This is a genomic window from Psychrobacter sp. W2-37-MNA-CIBAN-0211 (assembly GCF_040309405.1).
Classification (GTDB): domain Bacteria; phylum Pseudomonadota; class Gammaproteobacteria; order Pseudomonadales; family Moraxellaceae; genus Psychrobacter; species Psychrobacter glaciei.
The window spans coordinates 24341-45993 of record NZ_JBEOOU010000009.1; the positions used below are offsets into that span (position 1 = coordinate 24341).

Sequence of the window (21653 nt, forward strand, 5' to 3'; positions counted from 1 at the left end):
AAATATCAAGCTTATCGATCAGCCGGAGCGCGCAATAGTAGCCATAAAAATAGCACCGTACCAACCACGCCAAACACTGTAGCGACGGGCACTTCAAATGGATAGCGAATCGAGCGCCCGATAATATCGCACAGCAGCACAGCCGAGGCACCAAGTAACGCGACTGCTGGCAAGCTACGACGTAACTTATCTCCCATCAGTCGGCTGACGATATTGGGCACGACTAAACCGATAAAAGGAATCATCCCAACCGTGACCACGACGACAGCACTCATCATCGCGACCATGCCGACACCAAGCCAAGTGACCTGCCGTTTACTAATACCTAAGTTCAGTGCGATATTATCGCCCAATCCTACGATGGTGAGCTTATCAGCAATGATATAAGCCAACACACACAGGCCACCTGTTAGCCATAGCAACTCATATCGACCGGCTAACACGCCAGAAAAATCACCAAACTGCCAAACACTGAGCATCTGCAATGACTCAGTCTGATAAGCGATAAAGGTTGTCACTGCTTCGAGAATGCCACCAAAGACAATACCGATTAGTGGAATCATCAAAAAATCAGTCGGTGGAATCCGATGAATCAGCAGCATAAACAGCATCATGCCAAATACTGCTGCGACGGTCGCCACACCCATTTTAATAATGAGTGCACTTGCAGGAAACAGCAGACTAACCACCAGCAAGCCGAGCGCAGCACTTTGAGTTGCACCCACCATGGATGGCTCTACAAAGCGGTTTTTTAGCACCACTTGAATAATCATCCCAGCAACTGCCATCGAGATACCAGTCAAGATAATCGCAATAGTGCGGGGGAGTCGGCTGACTAAAAAAAGCGAGCTATCAGAGTTGGCGCTATGATTGATAAGGCTGTGTAGAAAACCGGACCATGAAAAGTCAGCCACACCAATCGATAAGCTCAATAACACCAAAAGCCCCATAATAATGAGGCTTGCTGTATTAATTAACCACGGTGGTATGACGGCACGTCGATGTTTAGAATTGAGACTGTTGCCAGTGCTTCTTTTCCAACTTGATGTTGCCGCTGGCAAAGAAGTATTAGCTTTAACGCTGGCATGAGCGCGAGAGGAAAATAACGACATAACGTCTACTGGCTTATTAGTATTTGATTAAAAATATGGCTTGTATGGTCATCGCTTTTATTTCGCGTTAGCGAAGGCTGTTTTAATCGTCGTTAAATCCTGCATCCACTGATAATAACCGCCAAAGGCAAGATATGAGTCTGGGCTAAGATAAACCACTTGCTGCTTACTCCACGCAGTGGTTTGCGCAACCAATGGATTGTCTAACACGGCTTTGGCACCAGCGCCATCTTCCCCAATGGCGGCACTGCGATCGATGACGAATAGCCAATCTGGATTGGTTTTTTGGATGTATTCAAATGAAATTGGCTGACCGTGGCGCGCGTCGGCAATTTGGTCATCTGCCATTGGAATATCAAGCACAGTATGGATAAAGCCATAGCGCGATTTATCACCATAGGCAGACAGCTTATTGCCATTGACCATGACCACTAAGCCCTTGCCTTTATCTTTGGTTAGTGTTTTGGTTTCATCAATGAGCCCGTCGATATTGCCTTGCAGTTTCGCTGCTTGTTCACTTTTGCCAAACAATGCGCCTAAATCGGCCAAGCGGCGTTTACTTGACTCATAAATATTGGCCGTATCGATAGACATGTCTAACGTCGGGGCAATGCTAGAGAGCTCGTCATATTTTTCAGCCATGCGTGAGCCGACCAAAATCGCTTGCGGCTGCATCGCGTTCAACGCTTCAAGATCTGGCTCAAATACGGTGCCGACTGTCTTTGGTTCAGGCTGTGTTTTAGACTGTAAATTGTCTAATTTTAGACCACTTGGCATGCCATCGACTGCCACATCTAACGCAGCCAAATCCTGCATCAACGTCATATCATAGACCACCAGCGGCGATGGATTCATCGCCAAATCGACAGTGCCTTTTACCGTGTCGACCGTTATTTTCTCAACAGAGACAGCATCATTATTGGCAACATTTAATGACTCATCAGCAGTTTCATTTTCAGTTTTAGCATTTGTAGGCTCAGAGTCGTTAGACTCAGGTGAGCTACAGCCTGCCACACTGACAGTCGCTACGAATGCGGTCATCATAGCAGTCAGTAAAGGACGTTTAAAAAAAGGGGCCGGAGAACGGTTAGAAAGTAAAGCAATAGACATAAATAACTCGGTATATCAGCTGGTTGGACAACGTGTAAATAAAATGATTGGACATATGAAAATAAAGAGAGCTTATCTAGCGTGATGCTCCACGCCATACAATGCTCGACGGTATTGCTTTAAAGGTCATGTTTTTTTATTGATTGTTTTTTACGCTTAAATATAGAGACGCTTATCTTATTAAGACAAGCCCTAATATCTTGAAAATTTTTATATTATAAGATGGGCAATCAATCAATGGCTGTGATAAATTAATTGAGACTCATTATCAATACAAATGATAATGAGTTTTATTAACGTTTCTGTGCTTATTGATTTTGACTGCCACAACACAATAAGTTTCGATAGCGATATTCGAGATAGGATAGCCGAATGACTAAGCAGATTTTTCTTTTCAAATAAGGCAAATTATTGGTTCAGCATTTGCCTGATAAGCAAATCATTATAAATTTATTATTGATAATAGTTATCGTTTGCATTATTATCTACGCCATTCTACCTCGGTTAATTAATATTAGGGTGTTATGAGTTCAACGGATTTAGACGCGCCACCACTCAAATTGATACTCGCGGCTATTATTATAGTGGTGGGCTTGCACGTGCTGACAGCAGTCGCATTAGTGGCGATCAAGACTCCTGAGATAAAAGTTGAACCAGAAAAAGACACGCCACCTATCGAGATCGAGATGGTGACGTTACCGGCTGAAACGAAAGAGCCAGAGGTTGCGATGGATACTGCTGAGCCTGTAAAACCTATACAGCCACAGCCACAGCCACAGCCTAGGTCTGTCGCTACCACTAAACCTAAAATAGTGAAAGAATCTCAGCCGCTAGCGAAGACTAAGCCAGCTGTCAAACCAGTGGTAACATCAGAAAAGCCTAATTTGAAGCCTAAAACGAAGGCGCAACCTGATACAACCAAGGCTGTGGAAAAAGAACCTTTTAAACATGAAGTAAAACGGCAAGAGTCGATATTAACAGCTCAAGCAGATGCTTTAGCTGCTGATAACAACCGTAAGATATTGGCAGCACAAGCTGAAAAAGCCGCGCAAGAAGCCCAACAATTAGCAGATGCCAAAGCTGCCCGAGAGGCTCAAGCCGAAGCGGATGCCAAAAAAGCAGCAAAAGCGGCCGCAGAAGCCGCTGCTCGTGCAAAAGCACAGGCCGCTGCTGCCGCAAGTAATACTCCTGTGAACTTCACAGCGACCAATGCCAATTGGGCGTCACGACCGAATTTTAGTTTTCCGACTAGTGCTGCACGTAGAGCTAGGTCAGGTGATAAATTGACTGTCGTTTTAGTGTTGCGAGTAAATAAGCAGGGCGGGATTGATAATGTACGCGTTGCTCAATCTTCTGGTAATAGATTATTAGATCAAGCTGCACAAAAACAAGCTGACTCTGGCAAGTTTAAGCCCTTTACCGAAGCTGGTGTGCCAGTAGTAGGCAACGTGACCTTGCCGATTGAATATGTCGTTCCTTGACCATAAGCATTTTGACTCATTATTTATATATGGCACTAATGTCGTCGCTGTCATCTGCATAGATTCATTAGCTGCAGCGAGACCAGATAATAAAACAATACTCTAAGGAGTCTAATATGGACTTTATGCAATACTGGCAAATCAGCGACATGGTGACAAAAACTTTGTTCTTTTTGTTGCTGGCTTTATCTATCCTCTCTTGGGTGACTGGCATTATTCGTGTGCTACAAAGCCGCAAATTGGCCGTCAATGTTGCAGATGATTTGAGTCAGCAGATTCAGATAAAACAGGCCGAGGTGATAGCTGCAGATGCCTCTACTCGCCGTGTGGTTACTGAGCAGACCTTACTAAAGCATATTGGTCGTTATCGCTTTGCCAGCGAGCGTGGATTGCCTATCCTTGGGACGACGGCAGCGATTGCGCCGTTTATTGGCTTGTTTGGGACGGTATGGGGTATTTTCCATGCACTGCATAATATTGGTATGAGTGGGCAAGCGGGCTTGGGACAAGTGGCAGGACCAGTTGGTGAGGCACTTATTATGACAGGTTTGGGGATTGCCGTGGCGATTCCAGCGGTGGTGTTTTATAACCTTGCAGTGCGTATCAACCGCCGTGTGATGTATCACGCCAACGACAGAGCGCATGACTTATTGGCACATTCTGCCGAGATGGTAGTCACACAGCAGCCCTCAATAGACAGCAAGTCTACCGTTGCCCAAGATCCATTGGCAAAAAGTACGCACTCAAACGCAGCAGATGCTCAGCAAGTGACGCATTATCAGAGTTCAGCCGCGTCGCAGCCTTAATAATTATCCATTGATGAAACAGTCCGTTAGGCGAGAGCCAAGCGAGCTGTATTGCGAATAACCAAATGTATTGAGAGTGATTATGGCATTTCAATTGGGCGATGATGATAGTCAAAGTATGAATGAGATGAACCTCATTCCGCTTATCGACATCATGCTGGTATTGATGATTATATTTCTATTGACGGCGACCGTCTTGAATCCGACGGTGCCATTAGAGTTGCCGAAGACCAGTGCCGAGATCAATGAAACACCGCCAGAGGCTATTCAAATCAGCATTGATAAAGACGCAGGGATATTTTGGGACAGCGATGCGATTAGCATGGAGGAGCTAGAGGCACGGTTACAACAGCAAAGTGCCGCAGGTAAAGATCCTTCTGTACAATTGCGTGCTGACAAAGACAGTAAGTACGACACTGTCGCTCAAGTGCTCGCCGCTGCCAGTCAAGCTGGTCTTAGTAAAATAGCTTTTGTTAACGAATAAAGTAATTTGCCGTGCCTAATACCGTGCTTATATTAAGAAGCTTATCAGTAAAATTAGCAGGCTGAGCGATATAAAAATAACCAAGATAATAATAAGAATAATTAAAATAATAAACTTTTTTCAACCTCGCTAGGGTAACCTTGCGAGGTTTCCTTTTATAACAGACTTTCTTTAACGATGACTGTCTCAATCTCAATAAATTTTTGAAGAGGTAAAAGCTTCAGATGGATTCGATTGTATTACCAGCCATACCGATATGGACGATAACCGAAGCCTAAGTGTCCATAGCCATATGGATAGGGCGTGCGTAGGTAATCAAGATCACGCTGGCGAATATAGTAGTAGCGTCCTTGAGAGTAAGCTTCTTCCAACTTCTCGATGCCCTCAAGGGGACAGACAGGCTGCCAGTCATAGCCTTCGCGACCAATCTTGTAAGCATTGAGTTCAGTGCAGTAGGTCTTCAGGCCTTGCTGTCGACCTTGTTCCCATTGAATGCGGTTGGGGCTAGCACCGCCGACGCTGGCGCATTGATTGGTATATTGACCAAAGTATGCGCCCGAGCGTCCACGGATGCCATCGGTGTAGCCGACTTCTTGCCAATTGCTGCTTTGGCACTGCTGCGGTGTGAGACTTTGGGTCGTGGCACAGCCTGACAGGGTGAATAATGCGGCGCTCATCAGCGAAAAGACGATACTGGTTTTACTCATGAATTTATTCGTCAGTTTGCTGGCTAAAAGAGCGGTTGATGAGTTTGACTCAATAAGATAATTCATAATAAACCTGCGCGCGTCTAAAATTATGGTTTATCATAGCACTTTTTGCTGCGTACAACTTTTTGTATCTTGTTATTAAACTTATTTTTTTGCGTACTAACTGATTGATATGCCAGTATAAATAGTAGGATTGCTGGGTGAAATGCATTTGCCAATCGAGTGCCAATCGAGTGCCAATCAAATGGCAATCACCTGATTATCGACTAATCCCTTTATGAGCCCTGCTTGATTTTTTATGGTTCGTGCTTATTATAAGGACGGGTATGACAAATCACTGGTCAGTCCGTTACTCGTTAATAGGTTTTATGATAGATCAGGTCGAATGTATCGCCTCAGCAGTATTTTAATTCAGCTAAAGGTCAGGTTGTTATGGGAATATGGATTGTCATCGCCATTGTACTATTTGTACTAGGGAGTATGATGGCGCTCAAACCGAGCGGTATCGATCAGCGCTTGGATCATTTACGCATGACCGCCCGTCGCTTACAGTTGAACCCAAAACTGATCGCTTGTCCGGATTGGATCAGGGGCAAAGACAATGAATATGGTCGCGGGATGCTTGGTCAGTATGGCTTGGTGCTAGATAATGTCAAACTGCCGCTAACCCGTTATCAGGTCATAGATGGATGCTGGCGACCAGATAGCAATGCAAACAGCAACGCAAATCCTGCAGACAAAAATGCGAGTGGCAGTAGTAATGGCAATACGCCACCTCAAACCAATTTTAGCTTGGATAAAGTGCCGCTAGCATTGCCAGCCAGTATTGAGCCGTTTGTAAAGGCCTTGTTAATCAAGTCCAATAGCATTGTTATTTACTGGGAAGATATCGCCTATGTGCGCCCAGTGACAAACCCTAATTATCAGCAAAAAATGATTGAGGCAGACTTACTAGTACTAAAAGCACAGCTTGAAGCGTGGGCGTTACAGATGCAAAAAAATCGCAAGAACTAGTAAATCGTTTTTTAGTCTCCATTAATGAGCAATAGGCAAGCAGTTTTGCGATGCCCCAGTTATTTACAGTTGACAGCTCAGCGCCTAGCAGTGTAACGTCTTTGTATCTTTATTGCTGTTTTATGACTCGTATTGGCGTCGTTGCTTGCTTTATACCTTTTTATATCGGCAGCTATTATTACAATAAATCGTTGATCTATGATGATCAGCTTCCATAAATTGCCGTGCTGCTGAATTTAACCTTACTTTTAAACTACTTATATTATGGTGTCGTCAAATATGGCAAAAACCACAACTAAAAAAAGTCCAGCTCCTGTCTCTGACAGCTCCAAAGGTAAGTCTTTGGTGATTGTCGAGTCACCAGCCAAGGCGAAAACGATCAATAAATATCTCGGCAATGACTTCGTTGTTCGCTCGAGTATCGGACACGTACGCGATTTACCCGTCGGTGCGAGTAAAAGCGCGAAGAAGCCAGCGACTAGCAAAAAAGATGACAGTCTGAGCAAGGAAGAAAAAGCGCAGCAAGCATTGGTACGTCGCATGGGTATCGACCCTGAACATGACTGGGCAGCAGTGTATGAAGTACTGCCAAACAAAACCAAAGTCATTAAAGAGCTCAAAGCCTTAGCCAAAGACGCTGACAAAATCTATCTGGCAACGGATATGGATAGAGAAGGGGAAGCCATCGCTTGGCATCTCAAAGAAGTCATTGGCGGCGCTGATAGCAAGTATGAGCGCGTAGTCTTTAACGAGATTACCAAAACCGCCATTCAAAATGCCTTTAAGCAGCCCTCAAAACTCGATATCGATCGCGTCAATGCCCAGCAAGCACGCCGCTTTTTGGATCGCGTCGTTGGTTTTATGATATCGCCATTATTGTGGCAAAAGGTTGCTCGTGGTCTGTCAGCAGGGCGTGTACAGTCGGTCGCCATGCGTTTGGTGGTCGAGCGTGAGCATGAAATTCGCGCCTTTATCCCAGAAGAGTACTGGCAGATTCATGCTGATACTCACGTCGCCAGCAGTAAAAAAGACGCTGAACAAATTGCCATTCGTCTAGAGGCAACCAAGCAAGGTGGTAAAACGCTAAAGCTCGTCAATAAAGAGCAGACGGATAAAGTCTTAGAAGTGCTTAACGCCAACGACTTTATCGTCAAAGAGCGTGAAGAAAAGCCAACACAATCACGTCCGAGTGCGCCATTTATTACCTCGACATTGCAACAAGCAGCCAGTACACGATTGGGATTTTCGGTTAAGAAAACCATGATTTTGGCGCAGCGTTTATACGAAGCCGGTCATATTACCTATATGCGTACCGATTCGACCTTTTTATCTGGCGATGCACTTGCCGCTGTCCGTGGCTATATCGAAGACAGCTATGGCGCGAAGTATGTACCAGAAAAGCCTAACTTCTATGGCAATAAGCAAGGCGCACAAGAGGCGCATGAGGCGATTCGTCCGTCTAATGTCAATATGAAATCGACACAGCTGAAAGGTGTTGAGCGTGATGCCATCCGTCTGTATGAGTTGATTTGGCGTCAGTTTGTGGCTTGTCAGATGCTGCCAGCAAAGTATCTGTCAGTGAACTTGTTTGTTGGCGCTGACGATGTCGAGTTAAAAGCGCGTGGTCGTACGTTAGTGTTTGACGGCTATACCAAAGTCATGCCGCCGGCGAAGACCGATGATACCTTGTTACCTGATGTCAAAAAAGGCGATAAGTTAACGCTAGACAAGCTTGATCCAAGCCAACACTTTACCAAGCCTGCACCGCGCTATACCGAGGCAAGCTTAGTCAAAGAGCTTGAGAAAAAAGGCATCGGTCGTCCATCGACTTATGCTTCTATCATCTCAACCATTCAAGATCGCGGTTATGTGAAGCTTGAAAACAAGCGTTTATTTGCCGAAAAAATGGGCGATATCGTTACTGATAGACTGACGGCAAGTTTCCCAGATTTGATGGATTATACCTTTACCGCCGCGCTTGAAGACAAGCTTGATCATGTGGCAGAAGGCGATACAGACTGGAAAGATGTCCTCGATAATTTTTACGGTGACTTCAAAACCACGCTTGATCGTGCTAAAGAAAAAGACGGCATGCGTCCAAATGATCCGACCGATGTACCAGACGTCCACTGCGATATTTGCGATCGTCCGATGCAGTTACGTACAGGTTCTACGGGTGTCTTCTTAGGTTGTACGGGTTATAATTTACCACCGAAAGAGCGCTGTAAAGGCACCAAGAACTTAATGCCAGTCGAAGCTTTCGCCAATCTCGATGATGCCGAAGGTGAAGAGGACGAAGCAGCCGAAGTCAAAGATTTGATGGAGAAAAAACGCTGCCCGAAATGTGGCACCGCAATGAACGGCTATATCGTGGATGGTGGTCTTAAGCTACACATCTGCGGTAACAACCCTGATTGCGATGGCTATATTTTAGAAGAAGGTAAGTTCGAAGTACCGGGTTCGGATGCACCGACCATCGATTGTAATAAATGTGATGGGCAGATGGAGCTGAAGACAGGACGCTTTGGTCCATACTTCGCTTGTCAAAAACGTGACAATACTCGTAAAGTATTAAAAACAGGCGAAGCAGCACCACCGCGCATGGATCCTATTCACTTGCCAGAGCTAAAATCGGTCAAGCATGAAGACTATTTCATTTTGCGTGAAGGCGCAGCTGGGATGTTCTTGGCAGCATCTAAGTTCCCGAAAGTAAGGGAGACACGTGCACCCAAGCTCGCTGAGCTAAGAGAAATCAAAGATAAGATGGAAGACAAATTCCAGTATCTGTTTGCAGGGCCAGACGAAGATCCTGAAGGTAATGCAACGATTCTACGTTGGTCACGTAAGAAAAAAGAGCAGTATATCGGCTCTGAGAAAAACGGCAAAGCCACGCGTTGGGGTGTGTACTGGCGCAAAGGCGAGTGGGTAGAAGAGTAATCCTTTTTTACCTTTAGGCTTTGTACCTCCATCTTGCCATCGTAATATTTTAAGTCATAAAAAAACCTCTTAGATTATCTAAGAGGTTTTTTCTATGCTGTCAATAAACTCTAAATGTTATTAGTTCTTTTCGATGATACCACAAGCGATACGGTCGCCTGCATTACCTGCTGGCTGACTAGTATAGTCATCAGTACCACCATGAACGATAAAGGCTAGGCGATTAACGCTGTATTTACCCGCTTCTGTTGCCGCGATTTTTTTGTTCACATAATTAATAGTAGCAACACCATTCTCATTTGCCGTTAGGTTTGGCAAATCACCTGCATGACCATTCATATCATCAGGGTTAGAGTGTGGCTTGTTGTCCGGATTAAAGTGACCACCTGCCGCTTTACCCATAACATCGCAGCTACCAGTTTCATGAATATGTAGGGCAACAGTCTGACCCGGTGTCAGGTTCATTAACTTACCGTAGACCTGTACACCACCATCGACTGGGCGTAAGAAAACTTGTCCAACTTCCGTTTTATTCGCGTCTGTTGTTTTAAGCGCTGATTTCAGCACAGGTTGATTCAGTGGATTGCCAGTCTTTAATTGACCTTCTGTACTTTGGCAACCAGTCATAGCTAGAGCAGAACCACATAATAGAGCGCTTGCAAGAATTACTTTTTTCATCGTCTTCTCCGTTTATTTAAATAGTCTTTCAAATGTTTATATTTATAATCGTTACTGGTTTTGTTACAACATTCGTTGATGTCGCAATCAGTATAGCCAAGGGCTTGTCATAGATATTCATTAAAAGCGCAACAATCGGTTAATAAATGTAAGTATCGTATGGGTTTGAAAGTGTATTAAGGTATTTTCTTTGCCTCGTTTTGCCAGACCAAGGTTTCGCCTGTTGCCATCGTTTGCAATAAATTATAGCGGGGCATATCAGTCTGATTATCTGCTGTTGATGGTATTGATTGTGAAAGTTGCAAACTTAGCGTTAGCTGACTGCTACTATCACGCATTAAATCAAACAAAGCGGACTCGATTCTATTACCTGTCTCACCGCAGCCCATTACGGTACTAATAATAGTGCCGACTTTGAAGGTATTATCATTGAGTAAAAAATAAGGTGCGCGCGAGTCATTACATCCTGAACTAAAGAATGCGTATTGATTGTCAGGCCAACTCTCGAAGCTCGCTGAAATAGGATGGTCAGGGTGATAAAAATTGCCCAAAGGTTTTCTGGTTAATTCCCCTTTTTCATCATAAGTATTACTGACGGCGCTGACCAGTTGCCAATCGAAGCGCTCCAATAACTCGCTATTGATGGGTAATCCAGTGGGAGATGCTAATGGTTTGGCTGAGCCTGCAGAAATTAAGTGGTTAATATCTTCATTTTTATCCGTTTGAAGGGTGGATGTGGTAGCCGTGGACTGACAACCTACTACACCGAAGACTCCAAATAGGCTGGCAAGAATAAATGGGCGAGCTTTATTGAGTAGAAACATTAAGTTAGTCCTTTATCAAAGCATTGAAAAGTGAATAGAGCGTTAAGGTTTTTTCTTTGCCTCATTTTTCCAAATTAATGTCTCGCCAGAATCTAAGGTTTGGGTGAGTAAGTAGCTTGGCTCTGAATGCTCTGTGGTTGTCTTTACCTTATTATCCGCGTTCGTTAAGATCAGTCGACTCGTGCTATAGGTCATCATACGTCGAAGCTGTAATTCGATATCATCAACAGCATCGCCACAGCTCATCATTGTGGAAGGAAAGCCGCCAGTAAGTAAACTTTGATTTACAGAGAGGGCATAAGGCCCACCAACGCCGTTGCAGCCAACAGATACACCAAAGCTTTGACCGTATATACCTGATTGAAAGCCATTTTGTTTGTCACTCTCATCGCCACTATAGTTATTCAAACTATAGGAAAGCATAATAGGCTTTTCTGTTGGCGTAAATTCGCTCAAGACTGCGCCTGCTTTGTCCGTCACTTGTACCAGCTGCCAGCGATAGCGCTCTAATAATTCATTGGTGAGTGCTATGCCAGCTACGGGGTGTTCAGGTTTGGGCGTGCCCGAAAAGATAAGAGTTTGTCTCTTACTGGTCTTTAAAGCGAGCTGTTTTTCTACGGTTTTATTAACCTGTACGGATTGAGGCAGTGCGGGATTAAATATAAAATTTGTTCCTGCGTAGCGCCCAAAAGTCATATTTAGTAGATGTGCTGTATCGCTAGGGATGATTGTATTACCACGCCAGTCTTGGGTGGTTGCTTGATATATCGAAGTGCAGTCAGCAGCCGTGACTGGTGATTTAGCTGTATCTTGTACTGATGCATCTGTATAAGGATAAGGCAAGGGCAACCACATATCAAAAGTCACGAGATATCGGTAACAGCCGTCATCGAAGGTTAATAGGTCTGGGCGAACGTGCATAGTTAGGGGTGGCTGAAGAGTGAGACCTATGAGTTTATCATCACCATCACTGACATGCGTTAATTGCCAGTCGTAGTTGGTGATGGTTTGCAACAGTCTGGGTTTTAGTGTGGTCGCTGACCAGTTTTTATCGTCAATGATGGGGCTGGCTTGTGCTGAATGATTGATACTTTTGGTTTGGCAGCCTAACAAAGCGAGGGGTAGTAATGTGCTTATTACAACTAGAGGCATCCTTAAGTGATTTAACATTGTACTTTCCTAATTGATAAACATTTGTATAAAATATAGCATAGGATTTTAGAGAGATTGTTGTTTATTATTGCCAAAAAAAAGCCGCCCATCATTACGATGAGCGGCTCTTTAATTTGTAAGACTGGATTAGTAATTGATCAGATTAGCTATGCAGTGCTTTGCCTGAGGTTTTATCAACCGTCACTTTAGCAGGTTTAAGCGGCACTGGCATACTCACCAACGCAACTTTTAATATCTCATCAATTGTTGCGACTGGCTGAATAGTCAGGCCTTCTTTGACGTTATCAGGGATATCGGCCAAATCACGCTCATTGGTCGCTGGAATCAACACATGCTTGATACCACCGCGATGTGCCGCAAGTAGTTTCTCTTTGAGACCACCGATACGTAGGATTTTTCCTCGTAAAGTGATTTCACCTGTCATCGCAATATCTGGACGAATCGCAATACCTGTTAATGCAGATACGAGTGCCGTAGTTAATGCACCACCAGCTGATGGGCCATCTTTTGGCGTAGCGCCTTCAGGCATATGCACGTGGACATCCGTGGTTTTGAACGTCTCGTAATCAATCCCTAAGCTGTCACCGCGAGCACGAACCACACTCATGGCAGCACGAATCGACTCTTTCATGACATCGCCGAGCGAACCCGTAAAGCTAAGCTCGCCTTTGCCTTTCATGGCGACTGCTTCGATAGTGAGTAATTCACCACCGACTTGTGTCCAAGCTAGACCAGTGATACGACCAATCTCAGGCTCTTCTTCAGCCAGACCATAGTCATATTGATGGACACCAAGATAGTCATCGATGTTTTTGTCATCGACCACGATTAGCTCACGCTCTGCTTTTTTCGGAGCACGCGCGCCATGGCTTTCAACTGAACCGCGAACAACTTTGCGGCAGATTTTATTCACTTCACGCTCAAGGTTACGGACACCTGCTTCACGTGTGTAGCTACGAACGATACTGTGTAGCGCTGCTTCGACAATCTCAATCTCGCCTTCTTTGAGACCGTTATTCTTAATCGCTTTTGGCACCAAATATTTCTGTGCGATATTTACTTTTTCTTCTTCGGTATAACCCGGTAAGCGGATAACTTCCATCCGATCAAGAAGCGCCGCTGGAATATCCATGCTGTTTGCCGTACAGATAAACATCACTTGCGACAAGTCTAAGTCCATATCTAAATAATGGTCGTTGAACGTATCGTTCTGTGAGGGATCTAACACTTCAAGCAACGCTGATGCTGGATCACCGCGGAAGTCTTGCGCCATCTTATCGATTTCATCTAATAAGAATAGCGGATTTTTGACTTCAACTTTGGCCAGTGATTGAACGATTTTACCCGGCATCGCACCGATATAGGTACGGCGATGACCACGAATTTCCGCTTCATCGCGCACGCCGCCAAGCGCCATACGCACGAACTTACGACCAGTGGCACGCGCAATCGACTCACCTAGTGAAGTTTTACCCACACCTGGAGGACCCACGAGACATAGAATTGGGCCACGAAGTTTTTTCACGCGTGATTGCACGGCGAGATATTCTAAGATGCGGTCTTTCACATCTTGTAAGCCGTAATGGTCTTCGTCTAATACCGTCTTAGCTTTGTCTAAATTGATCGAAACTTTGGTCGTCGCATTCCACGGCGTGTCCAAAATCCACTCAATGTAGTTGCGTACGACTGACGATTCACTCGATGCAGGTGGCATCATCTTGAGCTTCTTAAACTCTTGCTCTGCTTTTTTGCGTACATCTTCTGGCAGGTCAGCATCTTCTAAGCGCTGCTCAAGCTCGGCGACATCGTCTTCACCATCGAACGCGCCGTCATTCATATCTGACAGCTCGTTTTTGATGGCTTTCATTTTTTCATTTAAGAAGTATTCGCGCTGATTCTCTTCCATTTGCTGACGGACAGCTTCTTGGATATCTTGTTCGATATTTTGTTCAGCACTTTGTTTGACCAAATATTCGGTCAAGGTATTGATATGTGTCTTGATATCGTCTTTTTCTAAGAACGACTGTTTGATATCAAGATCCATCGACACACGAGTTGAGATGAAGTAGACCAACTCAAGTAAGTCGTCGATGCGTTTCGCCACACGCGTTAGCTCACGCGCATTACGCAGACGCGCATCAGCATAGCTTTCAAATAGCGTGGTCAACGCTTGAATGGTATTTTTTTGCTGGCTTTCATCCATACTGACATCGAGGTCAGCACGTTCAAATTTCGCCATCAATAACGTGTCGCGATCTTCTATATTGTCAACGCGCGCACGATACTGACCTTCGATCAATACCTTGATACAATTTTCATCGCTATCGTGCGGCATGGTACTGACGATGCGGCACACAGTACCGTATTGATACAAGTTGTCTTGATCAATGTCTTCGGTCAGTGAGTCTTTTTGCGCCACGACCAGTACTTTATTGCCATACTCAGCCTGTGCCAGCTCGACCGCTTTGACCGATGGCGCACGACCTACGAACAAGGCAATTTGCATATGTGGATAGACGACCACATCACGCAGTGCCAATAACGGTAAGTAGGTGTCGTCTTCAACGCTGTCTTTAGCATCGTCGTCTTCACTAGTGTTGTCTTCACTATCGTCATCTTTGACAGTGGTTTCAGTATTGTCAGAGGCTGTCTCTAACTCGCTTTCTGACGCATGACTAGACAAAGTGTCTGGCTGGTTATCATCAGCAATAGTAGATGAAACGTCGACATCTATGTCGATATTGTCTTGGGCTATTTTATGTTCACTCATATATTTTTCCTCGTTCACCAGACTTGTAAAGTCAAGTTCGTGGTTCATGTTTAGATAAATGGTGCTCACAGATAAAATTGCAAGGCTTGTACTCAAACTCACCTGCTTAACTGTGCAAAATATTTATATCTGGCTGAATATAGAGCGTCATACGGTTATGAGCTTTATGCGTTGCTGGTGAGAATCTGTATATCGAAAGTAACCATACAAGAATCATAGAAAGCAGTCATAACAGATGCTTGTAGATCAGTTATAAATAGCATCTATCAAATATCTATTGGGGTCTACGCATAGGTTTTATAGGCAAAATAAGGTAAACTGTCGCGCGTCTTAAACGGTGTGTTTTAGAGTAGAGCGCTTTATAGACACATTCGAGAAAAAGCGTTTTTGAGACGATGGCGATATCCATACATTATGAGATATCAATAAGTTTAAATTGAACCAAAGCAAATAGAATACGAGGCAACACATGGCAATCAATGCGGTACTGCTGGCAGTCATCATCATGTTGGGGCTGTCACTTGCGCGAGTGCACGTGGTGCTCAGTTTATTAATTGGTGCGCTGGCTGGTGGATTAATAGCGGGTCTTGGTATCACTGATACGCTCAATGCGTTTCAAGAAGGTATTCGTAATGGGGCGCAGATTGCACTGTCATATGCGTTACTTGGGGCGTTTGCAGTCGCAATTGCTCATTCGGGCTTGCCACAATCACTGGCAGGATCGGTCATCAAGCGCATTGATGCAGGTGGCACCAGTGGCATGATTAAGTACATGTTGTTTGCAGGCCTCATTACCATGAGCTGCTTCAGCCAAAACTTAATCCCTATTCATATTGCCTTTATTCCTCTGTTAGTGCCGCCATTGTTATTGGCCTTTAACCGCATGCAGATTGACAGACGCCTGATTGCTTGTTTAATCACTTTTGGCTTGGTCACCACCTATATGTTTATCCCATATGGCTTTGGTGATATCTACCTTAATCAAATCATGCTAAAAAACGTCGGTGAGGCGGGCATTGATATCGCTAATATTTCTGTGGTCAAGGCCATGGCGATTCCTGCACTTGGTATGCTCATTGGTTTGCTGGTTGCCGTATTTATCAGCTACCGTAAACCACGTGCATATCAGCAGATTGCGATAGATCAGCAAGCGCATGATGCCGTAGTAGAAGGCGATGCATTAAGTAAAACTGCCGCTGGCGCACAGTCGCAAAGCAAGCTAAAAACGCTGGTTGCGCTAGCTGCTATCGTGACTGCTTTTGTCGTACAACTTTATACCGATTCGCTATTGCTTGGCTCAATGTTTGGCTTTGGTGTGTTTATGGCGACCGGCGTGGTGAAGTGGCGTGATGCTGATGGCGTCTTTAATGACGGTATCAAGTTGATGGCGATGATTGGCTTTATTATGATTACTGCGCAGGGTTTTGCAGAAGTCATGAAAGCGACGGGTGAGATTGCGCCACTGATTGATGGGGCAACCAACTTGTTTGCCGGTAATAAAGCCATTGCCGCTTTTGTCATGCTTGGAATTGGTTTGGTCGTAACGATGGGTATTGGCTCATCATTCTCGACTATTCCGATTATTGCTGCGATTTATGTGCCGCTATGTATCTCGTTAGGATTTTCGCCATTGGCAACCGTTGCAATTATCGGTACAGCTGGCGCGCTGGGTGATGCGGGTTCGCCTGCGTCAGATTCGACGTTGGGGCCAACTTCTGGTCTAAACATCGACGGACAACATGACCATATTAAAGACAGCGTAATCCCCACTTTTATTCACTATAATATTCCGCTACTGGCCTTTGGTTGGATTGCAGCGATGGTGTTATAGTAAATTATTTGAATGATTGGGTCTGATATAAAGGGCGAGTATAGCTATAAGCTATACTCGCCTTTTTTAGTTTTTATCGATTACTGAATCGATGCGAAATTCAATAATCTTCATCGAAATCTTTTATCTCACCATTCAAGCTACTCAAAAACGCATCGCTTTGCACGAGCAACTCATTTAAGCGTTCTTCATTGACCAGCCGTGTCATCTCATCAGAGCTAAACGGTTGCTCTTGACTGTAGTAACGTAGCTCTCTAGCATCCTCATTGCCTAATGTTTGCAAATACTCATCCACATGTTCAGCGCTAGAGTCTTTTTCAAACTGTTTATCATCTTTCATTAAAACCACCTTATGCCGCTTGGCGTGATTAGGCCATCTAATGGCACATCCCACGGCTGACGCGCTAATTGTTCAACTACCTGAAAATCATAACACCAGCCTATTTTTAATGGTTTTTTCGCCCATGAACGATAGCTTTGTCCAAGTGTCGTGTCATAAAATCCACCACCCATTCCCATCCGATTACCGTTTAAATCTACCGCCACCAGTGGACAAATAATTACATCCAATTCTGACACCCATAGCAGGGCGCGGCTGTGATTTTGCTTCATGCCTAGCTGATGAATCCGTGTCGGAAGATTAATAAGCTTTGAGTGATAAACAGGGACAAAACGCAATCGTTTATCATTAGTGCCATCGCTGGTACGCCCAAGCGAGCCGACAACTGGTAAGTAAGGTAAATAGCCTAAGCGTTGACACCAATCAAGTAGTGGCTGGGTAGGTAGCTCGCCAAAGCCATCGTAATATAAGCCAATACGTGCGTTTTGTGGTAAGCGCTGTTGTAGTTTGCTCAAATGCAAGCTCGCTGCTTGTCCCATACTCCTACGCGCGCCATCACTTAACTGTCGACGCTGGCGAGTAAAGTGTCGTCTGGGCGGGTTGCTAACGGCTGATTCCTCTGACGCTGCGTTTTTTGGTTCAGGATGCATATCTATACTATCCGCTAGTTTGTGAGTTTGATGATGACAGCTGCTTTTAGACGTTAGCAATGGCTATTTGTCAATATTCAACGGGTCGTAGTCATGCTATCATAACGCCACTTTACATCGTATTCTCCTTTATGTGCAGCAGCTGTTGCACTTTTTATCGTTCAGTTATTTAACAACAAACCAGTAAAGAGGGTAGTTATGTCGACACAGAATCAGGCAACTCGTACCGAAAAAGACACCATGGGTAACGTAGAAGTCCCAGCTGACGCTTATTGGGGTGCGCAAACCCAGCGTAGCCGTGAGAACTTCAAAATCGGTGGTGAGACGTTGCCGCGTCCAATGATTGAAGCGATGGCACTGGTCAAAAAAGCCGCTGCAATCACCAATGCTAGCCTTGAGCGTATCGAAGATGACAAACGCGATCTCATCGTGCAAGCTGCTGACGAAATCATTAATGGTGGTCTAACGGATCAGTTCCCATTGGTTGTATGGCAGACGGGTTCTGGTACGCAGTCAAACATGAACATGAACGAAGTATTGGCTAACCGTGCCAATGAAATCGCTGGTTCTGAGCGCGGTAGCTACACGCCAATTCACCCAAATGACCATGTAAACCATGCACAGTCTACCAACGACAGCTTCCCAACAGCGATTCGTGTGGCTGCTGCTCGTCAGATCAACAGCTTATTGATCCCTGCGGTAAAAGCACTACGCGACACATTAGCGGCTAAGGCCAAAGAATTCGATAGCATCGTAAAAATCGGTCGTACGCATTTACAAGACGCCACGCCATTGACCCTAGGCCAAGAGTTTAGCGGCTATGTTAGTCAACTTGATCACTCATTGGTACGTATTGATAATGCGTTACAAGGTCTATATGAATTACCACTAGGTGGTACTGCAGTTGGTACTGGTCTAAACGCGCATCCTGATTATGCAGTAACTGCTGCTGAGCAATTAGCGACATTGACTGGCTTGCCATTCGTCACCTCACCAAACAAATTTGAAGCACTAGCGGCTCGTGATGCAGAAGTATTTGCGTCAGGCGCACTAAAGACCCTAGCGGCTAGCTTGAACAAAATCGCTAACGACGTACGTTGGTTGGCATCAGGTCCTCGTTGTGGTCTAGGCGAATTGACGATTCCTGAAAATGAGCCAGGCTCATCTATCATGCCGGGTAAAGTAAACCCAACTCAGTCAGAAGCATTGACGATGGTTGTTGCTCAAGTCATGGGTAACGATGTGACGATCAGCATGGCGGGCGCATCAGGTAACTTTGAGCTAAACGTTTATAAGCCAGTTATCGCGTTTAACTTATTGCAATCTATCAAGCTGTTGGGTGATGGCTGTAACAGCTTCAATGAAAACTGTGCCGTTGGCATCGAGCCTGTAAAAGATAAAATCGATGACTTCTTGCACAACTCATTGATGCTAGTGACTGCATTGAACCGTCATGTTGGTTATGAGAATGCAGCGAAAATCGCTAAGACTGCTTATAAAGAAAATAAAACGTTGAAGCAAGTTGCGGTTGAGCTAGAGCTATTAACTGAAGCGCAGTTCGATGAGTGGGTTATTCCTGCTGATATGGTAAATCCTAAGTAAGCAGTAGACTAAATAATGACCTGCTACGGTGTCAGACTTGCTTAATGTACGACAAGTACAATTTGCCACTCGTTTTTCTGGCAGCAGCAGCATATTTGTTCCACTTAGAATTTATAAATAAAAAAGACCTTGTCACTTCTTATAAGGGAATGTGACAAGGTCTTTTTTGGTTTATATTTAAGTAGGCGCTGCTCATGTAGCAATGCCAAAGTATATATATCTAATGGGTAAGCAAGGCGATGCTTTCTATGATTCAGGTTTTATCGTTGATATTTATCGATTATCGATATACAATATAGTGATACGTTAGACTTTGAATATTTGAATAATAGAGGGTATCGATACTCGCATGACAGTTGACTTCAAATGTAAGGATACCCAAACGCTCTTCTCTACTGGTAAAACGCGGCGATGGTCTGCTATTAAAAAAGTTGCAGAGCGTAAACTTTTACTTTTGGATAATGCAACAACACTCGAAGATTTAAAAGCACCACCTGGTAATCGCTTAGAAGCTTTGAGTGGCGACAGAGAAGGTCAACATAGTATTCGAATTAATTCACAATGGCGATTATGTTTTGTCTGGACAGAGCAAGGCGCTACAGATGTAGAAATTATCGACTACTATTAATTTGACTGAACCATAAAAGATAGAGAGAACACTATGATTAAAAACGGTATGCGTCCTATCCATCCAGGTGAAGTATTGCAAGAAGACTTTCTTGAGCCGCTTGGTATGAGTGCCAATGCACTAGCAAATAAACTTGGCGTGACACCCGCACGTATTAGTGAAATTGTACGAGAAAAACGAGGTATTACGGCAGACACAGCACTGCGCCTAGCAAAATATTTTGGTGGTAGTGCTCAGTTTTGGCTAAATCTACAATCCACTTATGAGCTGCGTGTGGTTGAAACTGATAGCCTTCAGTTTTTAGACGATATTGAACCTATTGAATACGCTTAATATCCGTGTTGTGGCTACAAGAATTCAGCGAAAATCGCTAAAACTGCTGATAAAGAAAATAAAACTTTGAAGCAAGTTGCGGTTGAGTTAGGAATTGCTAACTGAAGCGCAGTTTGATGAGTGGGTCATCCCTGCTGATATGGTAAATCCTAAGTAAGCAGTAGACCAAATAATGACCTGCTACGGTGTCAGACTCGCTTGATGTACGACAGGTACAATTTGCCACTCGTTTTTCTGGCAGCAGCAGCATATTTGTTCCACTTAGAATTTATAAATAAAAAGACCTTGCCATATGACAAGGTCTTTTTTGTTTTTTGAGCTGGCTCTGTCCTTTGTTTATGTAAGTCAGTAAAATGTGCAATAATCCAAATTTGTAGACGCTTTCAGTCATTTAGGCGAAATAATTATGTATAAGAATTTACCGAATATATGTTATGAGTGTGGATCTACACTAGATAAAGAGAGCCTAACGAAGGAGCACGTACCTCCTAAATCTTTTTTTCCTAAAAGTGATAGAGACTCTTTGATAACTGTGCCCGCATGCGTAAAACACAATGGCGGTAAATCTGATGATGATGAGTATTTTTTTCAAATTATATGCATGCAAATCCAAGCTAATGAAAAAGGACAAGATATTGCTACAAACAAAGCTGTAAGGGGTGTATTAAGAAATAGAAAGATAACTAAAGGCCTAGCTAGTAATGCCACTCAAGTCTATATTGATGAAGATAGAACGGGACAACTCAAACCTACCTTCGCATTCAAATTCGATGACGAAAAATTAGATAATAGTATATCCTCTATTTGTAAAGCATTATACTATTACGAGTTTCATAAAGTTTTTATTGGTGACATCAAAACTTACTATGAATTTCAAATATCACTTGATGAAGACTCAATAAAGCAGAATCAGGAGTTTGAAAAAATCAGGCATTTAATAAATAAAAACTTTTCTAACATCGAAAAAAAGGGTAAAAATCAAGATGTTTTCTACTATCAGGTAATGGAGATACCTAAAGGTTTAGAGTTCTCTCTTGCTATTAGACTCTGCTTTTATGGAGGTGTGGGTATCGTTGCACTTTTGAAAAAAGAGCCAAAATTCAAATTTAATGCATTTATGAGCGCATTAATTAAAATGTAATAATGATCATCTTTATAAATACTTGAGCT

At 43.9% G+C, this 21653-nt stretch carries 19 protein-coding genes and 1 pseudogene; 11 read left to right on the forward strand and 9 right to left on the reverse strand.

Features of this window, described 5'->3' with window-relative positions; all coding sequences use genetic code 11:
* Nucleotides 1-11: 11 nt before the first annotated feature.
* Both AAEY72_RS09615 and AAEY72_RS09620 read right to left on the reverse strand, forming a co-directional pair.
* Nucleotides 12-1112 carry an ABC transporter permease gene (locus tag AAEY72_RS09615; protein WP_352310348.1) on the reverse strand — a complete coding sequence of 367 codons (1101 nt, stop codon included), beginning with the start codon at nucleotides 1110-1112 and terminating at the stop codon, nucleotides 12-14.
* 57 nt (nucleotides 1113-1169) lie between these two features.
* Entirely contained in the window at nucleotides 1170-2222 is a 1053-nt protein-coding gene (locus AAEY72_RS09620; RefSeq protein WP_352310349.1) for a siderophore ABC transporter substrate-binding protein, read from the reverse strand.
* A 524-nt stretch (nucleotides 2223-2746) separates the two neighbouring features.
* Here AAEY72_RS09620 and AAEY72_RS09625 point away from each other — a divergent pair.
* From AAEY72_RS09625 to AAEY72_RS09635, 3 genes are all read left to right on the forward strand, one after another.
* On the forward strand, nucleotides 2747-3703 hold the full coding sequence (locus AAEY72_RS09625) for an energy transducer TonB (protein WP_352310350.1): 957 nt from the start codon (nucleotides 2747-2749) through the stop codon (nucleotides 3701-3703).
* Nucleotides 3704-3819: 116 nt separating this feature from the next.
* The gene (locus AAEY72_RS09630; RefSeq protein ID WP_352310351.1) at nucleotides 3820-4509 is read left to right on the forward strand and encodes a MotA/TolQ/ExbB proton channel family protein; all 690 of its coding nucleotides are present in this window, start codon (nucleotides 3820-3822) and stop codon (nucleotides 4507-4509) included.
* An 82-nt stretch (nucleotides 4510-4591) separates the two neighbouring features.
* A complete protein-coding gene (locus AAEY72_RS09635; protein ID WP_240215331.1) occupies nucleotides 4592-4993 on the forward strand; it encodes an ExbD/TolR family protein in 402 nt (133 codons plus the stop codon).
* A gap of 239 nt (nucleotides 4994-5232) precedes the next feature.
* On the opposite strand, the gene AAEY72_RS09640 is transcribed toward AAEY72_RS09635, so the two are convergent.
* The gene (locus tag AAEY72_RS09640) at nucleotides 5233-5700 is read right to left on the reverse strand and encodes a DUF2799 domain-containing protein (protein ID WP_352310352.1); all 468 of its coding nucleotides are present in this window, start codon (nucleotides 5698-5700) and stop codon (nucleotides 5233-5235) included.
* Nucleotides 5701-6135: 435 nt separating this feature from the next.
* Here AAEY72_RS09640 and AAEY72_RS09645 point away from each other — a divergent pair, with 435 nt between their 5' ends.
* Nucleotides 6136-6717: a hypothetical protein gene (locus AAEY72_RS09645; RefSeq protein WP_189580033.1), complete on the forward strand. Its 582-nt coding sequence runs from the start codon at nucleotides 6136-6138 to the stop codon at nucleotides 6715-6717.
* 279 nt (nucleotides 6718-6996) lie between these two features.
* Nucleotides 6997-9654: a type I DNA topoisomerase gene (topA, locus tag AAEY72_RS09650; RefSeq protein WP_352310353.1), complete on the forward strand. Its 2658-nt coding sequence runs from the start codon at nucleotides 6997-6999 to the stop codon at nucleotides 9652-9654.
* 120 nt (nucleotides 9655-9774) lie between these two features.
* Here topA and AAEY72_RS09655 read toward each other — a convergent pair whose 3' ends face one another.
* From AAEY72_RS09655 to lon, 4 genes are all read right to left on the reverse strand, one after another.
* Nucleotides 9775-10332 (reverse strand): superoxide dismutase family protein, encoded by a 558-nt coding sequence (locus tag AAEY72_RS09655; RefSeq protein ID WP_210540262.1) that lies wholly within the window; start codon nucleotides 10330-10332, stop codon nucleotides 9775-9777.
* Between the two features lie 176 nt (nucleotides 10333-10508).
* The gene (locus AAEY72_RS09660; RefSeq protein ID WP_352310354.1) at nucleotides 10509-11156 is read right to left on the reverse strand and encodes an META domain-containing protein; all 648 of its coding nucleotides are present in this window, start codon (nucleotides 11154-11156) and stop codon (nucleotides 10509-10511) included.
* A gap of 42 nt (nucleotides 11157-11198) precedes the next feature.
* Entirely contained in the window at nucleotides 11199-12326 is a 1128-nt protein-coding gene (locus AAEY72_RS09665) for an META domain-containing protein (protein WP_352310355.1), read from the reverse strand.
* Between the two features lie 145 nt (nucleotides 12327-12471).
* Nucleotides 12472-15099 carry an endopeptidase La gene (lon, locus tag AAEY72_RS09670; protein WP_352310356.1) on the reverse strand — a complete coding sequence of 876 codons (2628 nt, stop codon included), beginning with the start codon at nucleotides 15097-15099 and terminating at the stop codon, nucleotides 12472-12474.
* 469 nt (nucleotides 15100-15568) lie between these two features.
* Between lon and AAEY72_RS09675 the strand changes: the two genes are divergently transcribed.
* Nucleotides 15569-16930, forward strand: coding sequence for a Na+/H+ antiporter family protein (locus AAEY72_RS09675; RefSeq protein WP_352310357.1), 1362 nt, complete (start codon nucleotides 15569-15571; stop codon nucleotides 16928-16930).
* 100 nt (nucleotides 16931-17030) lie between these two features.
* On the opposite strand, the gene AAEY72_RS09680 is transcribed toward AAEY72_RS09675, so the two are convergent.
* Together AAEY72_RS09680 and AAEY72_RS09685 are read right to left on the reverse strand one after the other, a co-directional pair.
* On the reverse strand, nucleotides 17031-17270 hold the full coding sequence (locus AAEY72_RS09680) for a hypothetical protein (RefSeq protein WP_352310358.1): 240 nt from the start codon (nucleotides 17268-17270) through the stop codon (nucleotides 17031-17033).
* The gene (locus AAEY72_RS09685; protein WP_352310359.1) at nucleotides 17270-17920 is read right to left on the reverse strand and encodes a 5-formyltetrahydrofolate cyclo-ligase; all 651 of its coding nucleotides are present in this window, start codon (nucleotides 17918-17920) and stop codon (nucleotides 17270-17272) included. Before AAEY72_RS09685 ends, AAEY72_RS09680 begins: the two co-directional genes overlap by 1 nt.
* Before the next feature lie 198 nt (nucleotides 17921-18118).
* On the opposite strand from AAEY72_RS09685, the gene fumC reads away from it, so the two are divergent.
* The 5 genes and pseudogenes from fumC (at nucleotide 18119) to AAEY72_RS09710 (ending at nucleotide 21624) form a co-directional block, all read left to right on the forward strand.
* A complete protein-coding gene (fumC, locus tag AAEY72_RS09690) occupies nucleotides 18119-19522 on the forward strand; it encodes a class II fumarate hydratase (RefSeq protein ID WP_197134523.1) in 1404 nt (467 codons plus the stop codon).
* 349 nt (nucleotides 19523-19871) lie between these two features.
* Nucleotides 19872-20150, forward strand: a complete 279-nt coding sequence (locus tag AAEY72_RS09695; RefSeq protein ID WP_352310360.1) for a type II toxin-antitoxin system RelE/ParE family toxin — start codon at nucleotides 19872-19874, stop codon at nucleotides 20148-20150.
* Between the two features lie 33 nt (nucleotides 20151-20183).
* On the forward strand, nucleotides 20184-20483 hold the full coding sequence (locus AAEY72_RS09700; RefSeq protein WP_010196319.1) for a HigA family addiction module antitoxin: 300 nt from the start codon (nucleotides 20184-20186) through the stop codon (nucleotides 20481-20483).
* Between the two features lie 3 nt (nucleotides 20484-20486).
* Nucleotides 20487-20640: pseudogene (locus AAEY72_RS09705) on the forward strand (class II fumarate hydratase); the annotation flags it as partial.
* Nucleotides 20641-20889: 249 nt separating this feature from the next.
* Complete coding sequence (locus tag AAEY72_RS09710; RefSeq protein WP_352310361.1) at nucleotides 20890-21624, forward strand: HNH endonuclease; 735 nt, start codon at nucleotides 20890-20892, stop codon at nucleotides 21622-21624.
* Nucleotides 21625-21653 lie beyond the last annotated feature (29 nt).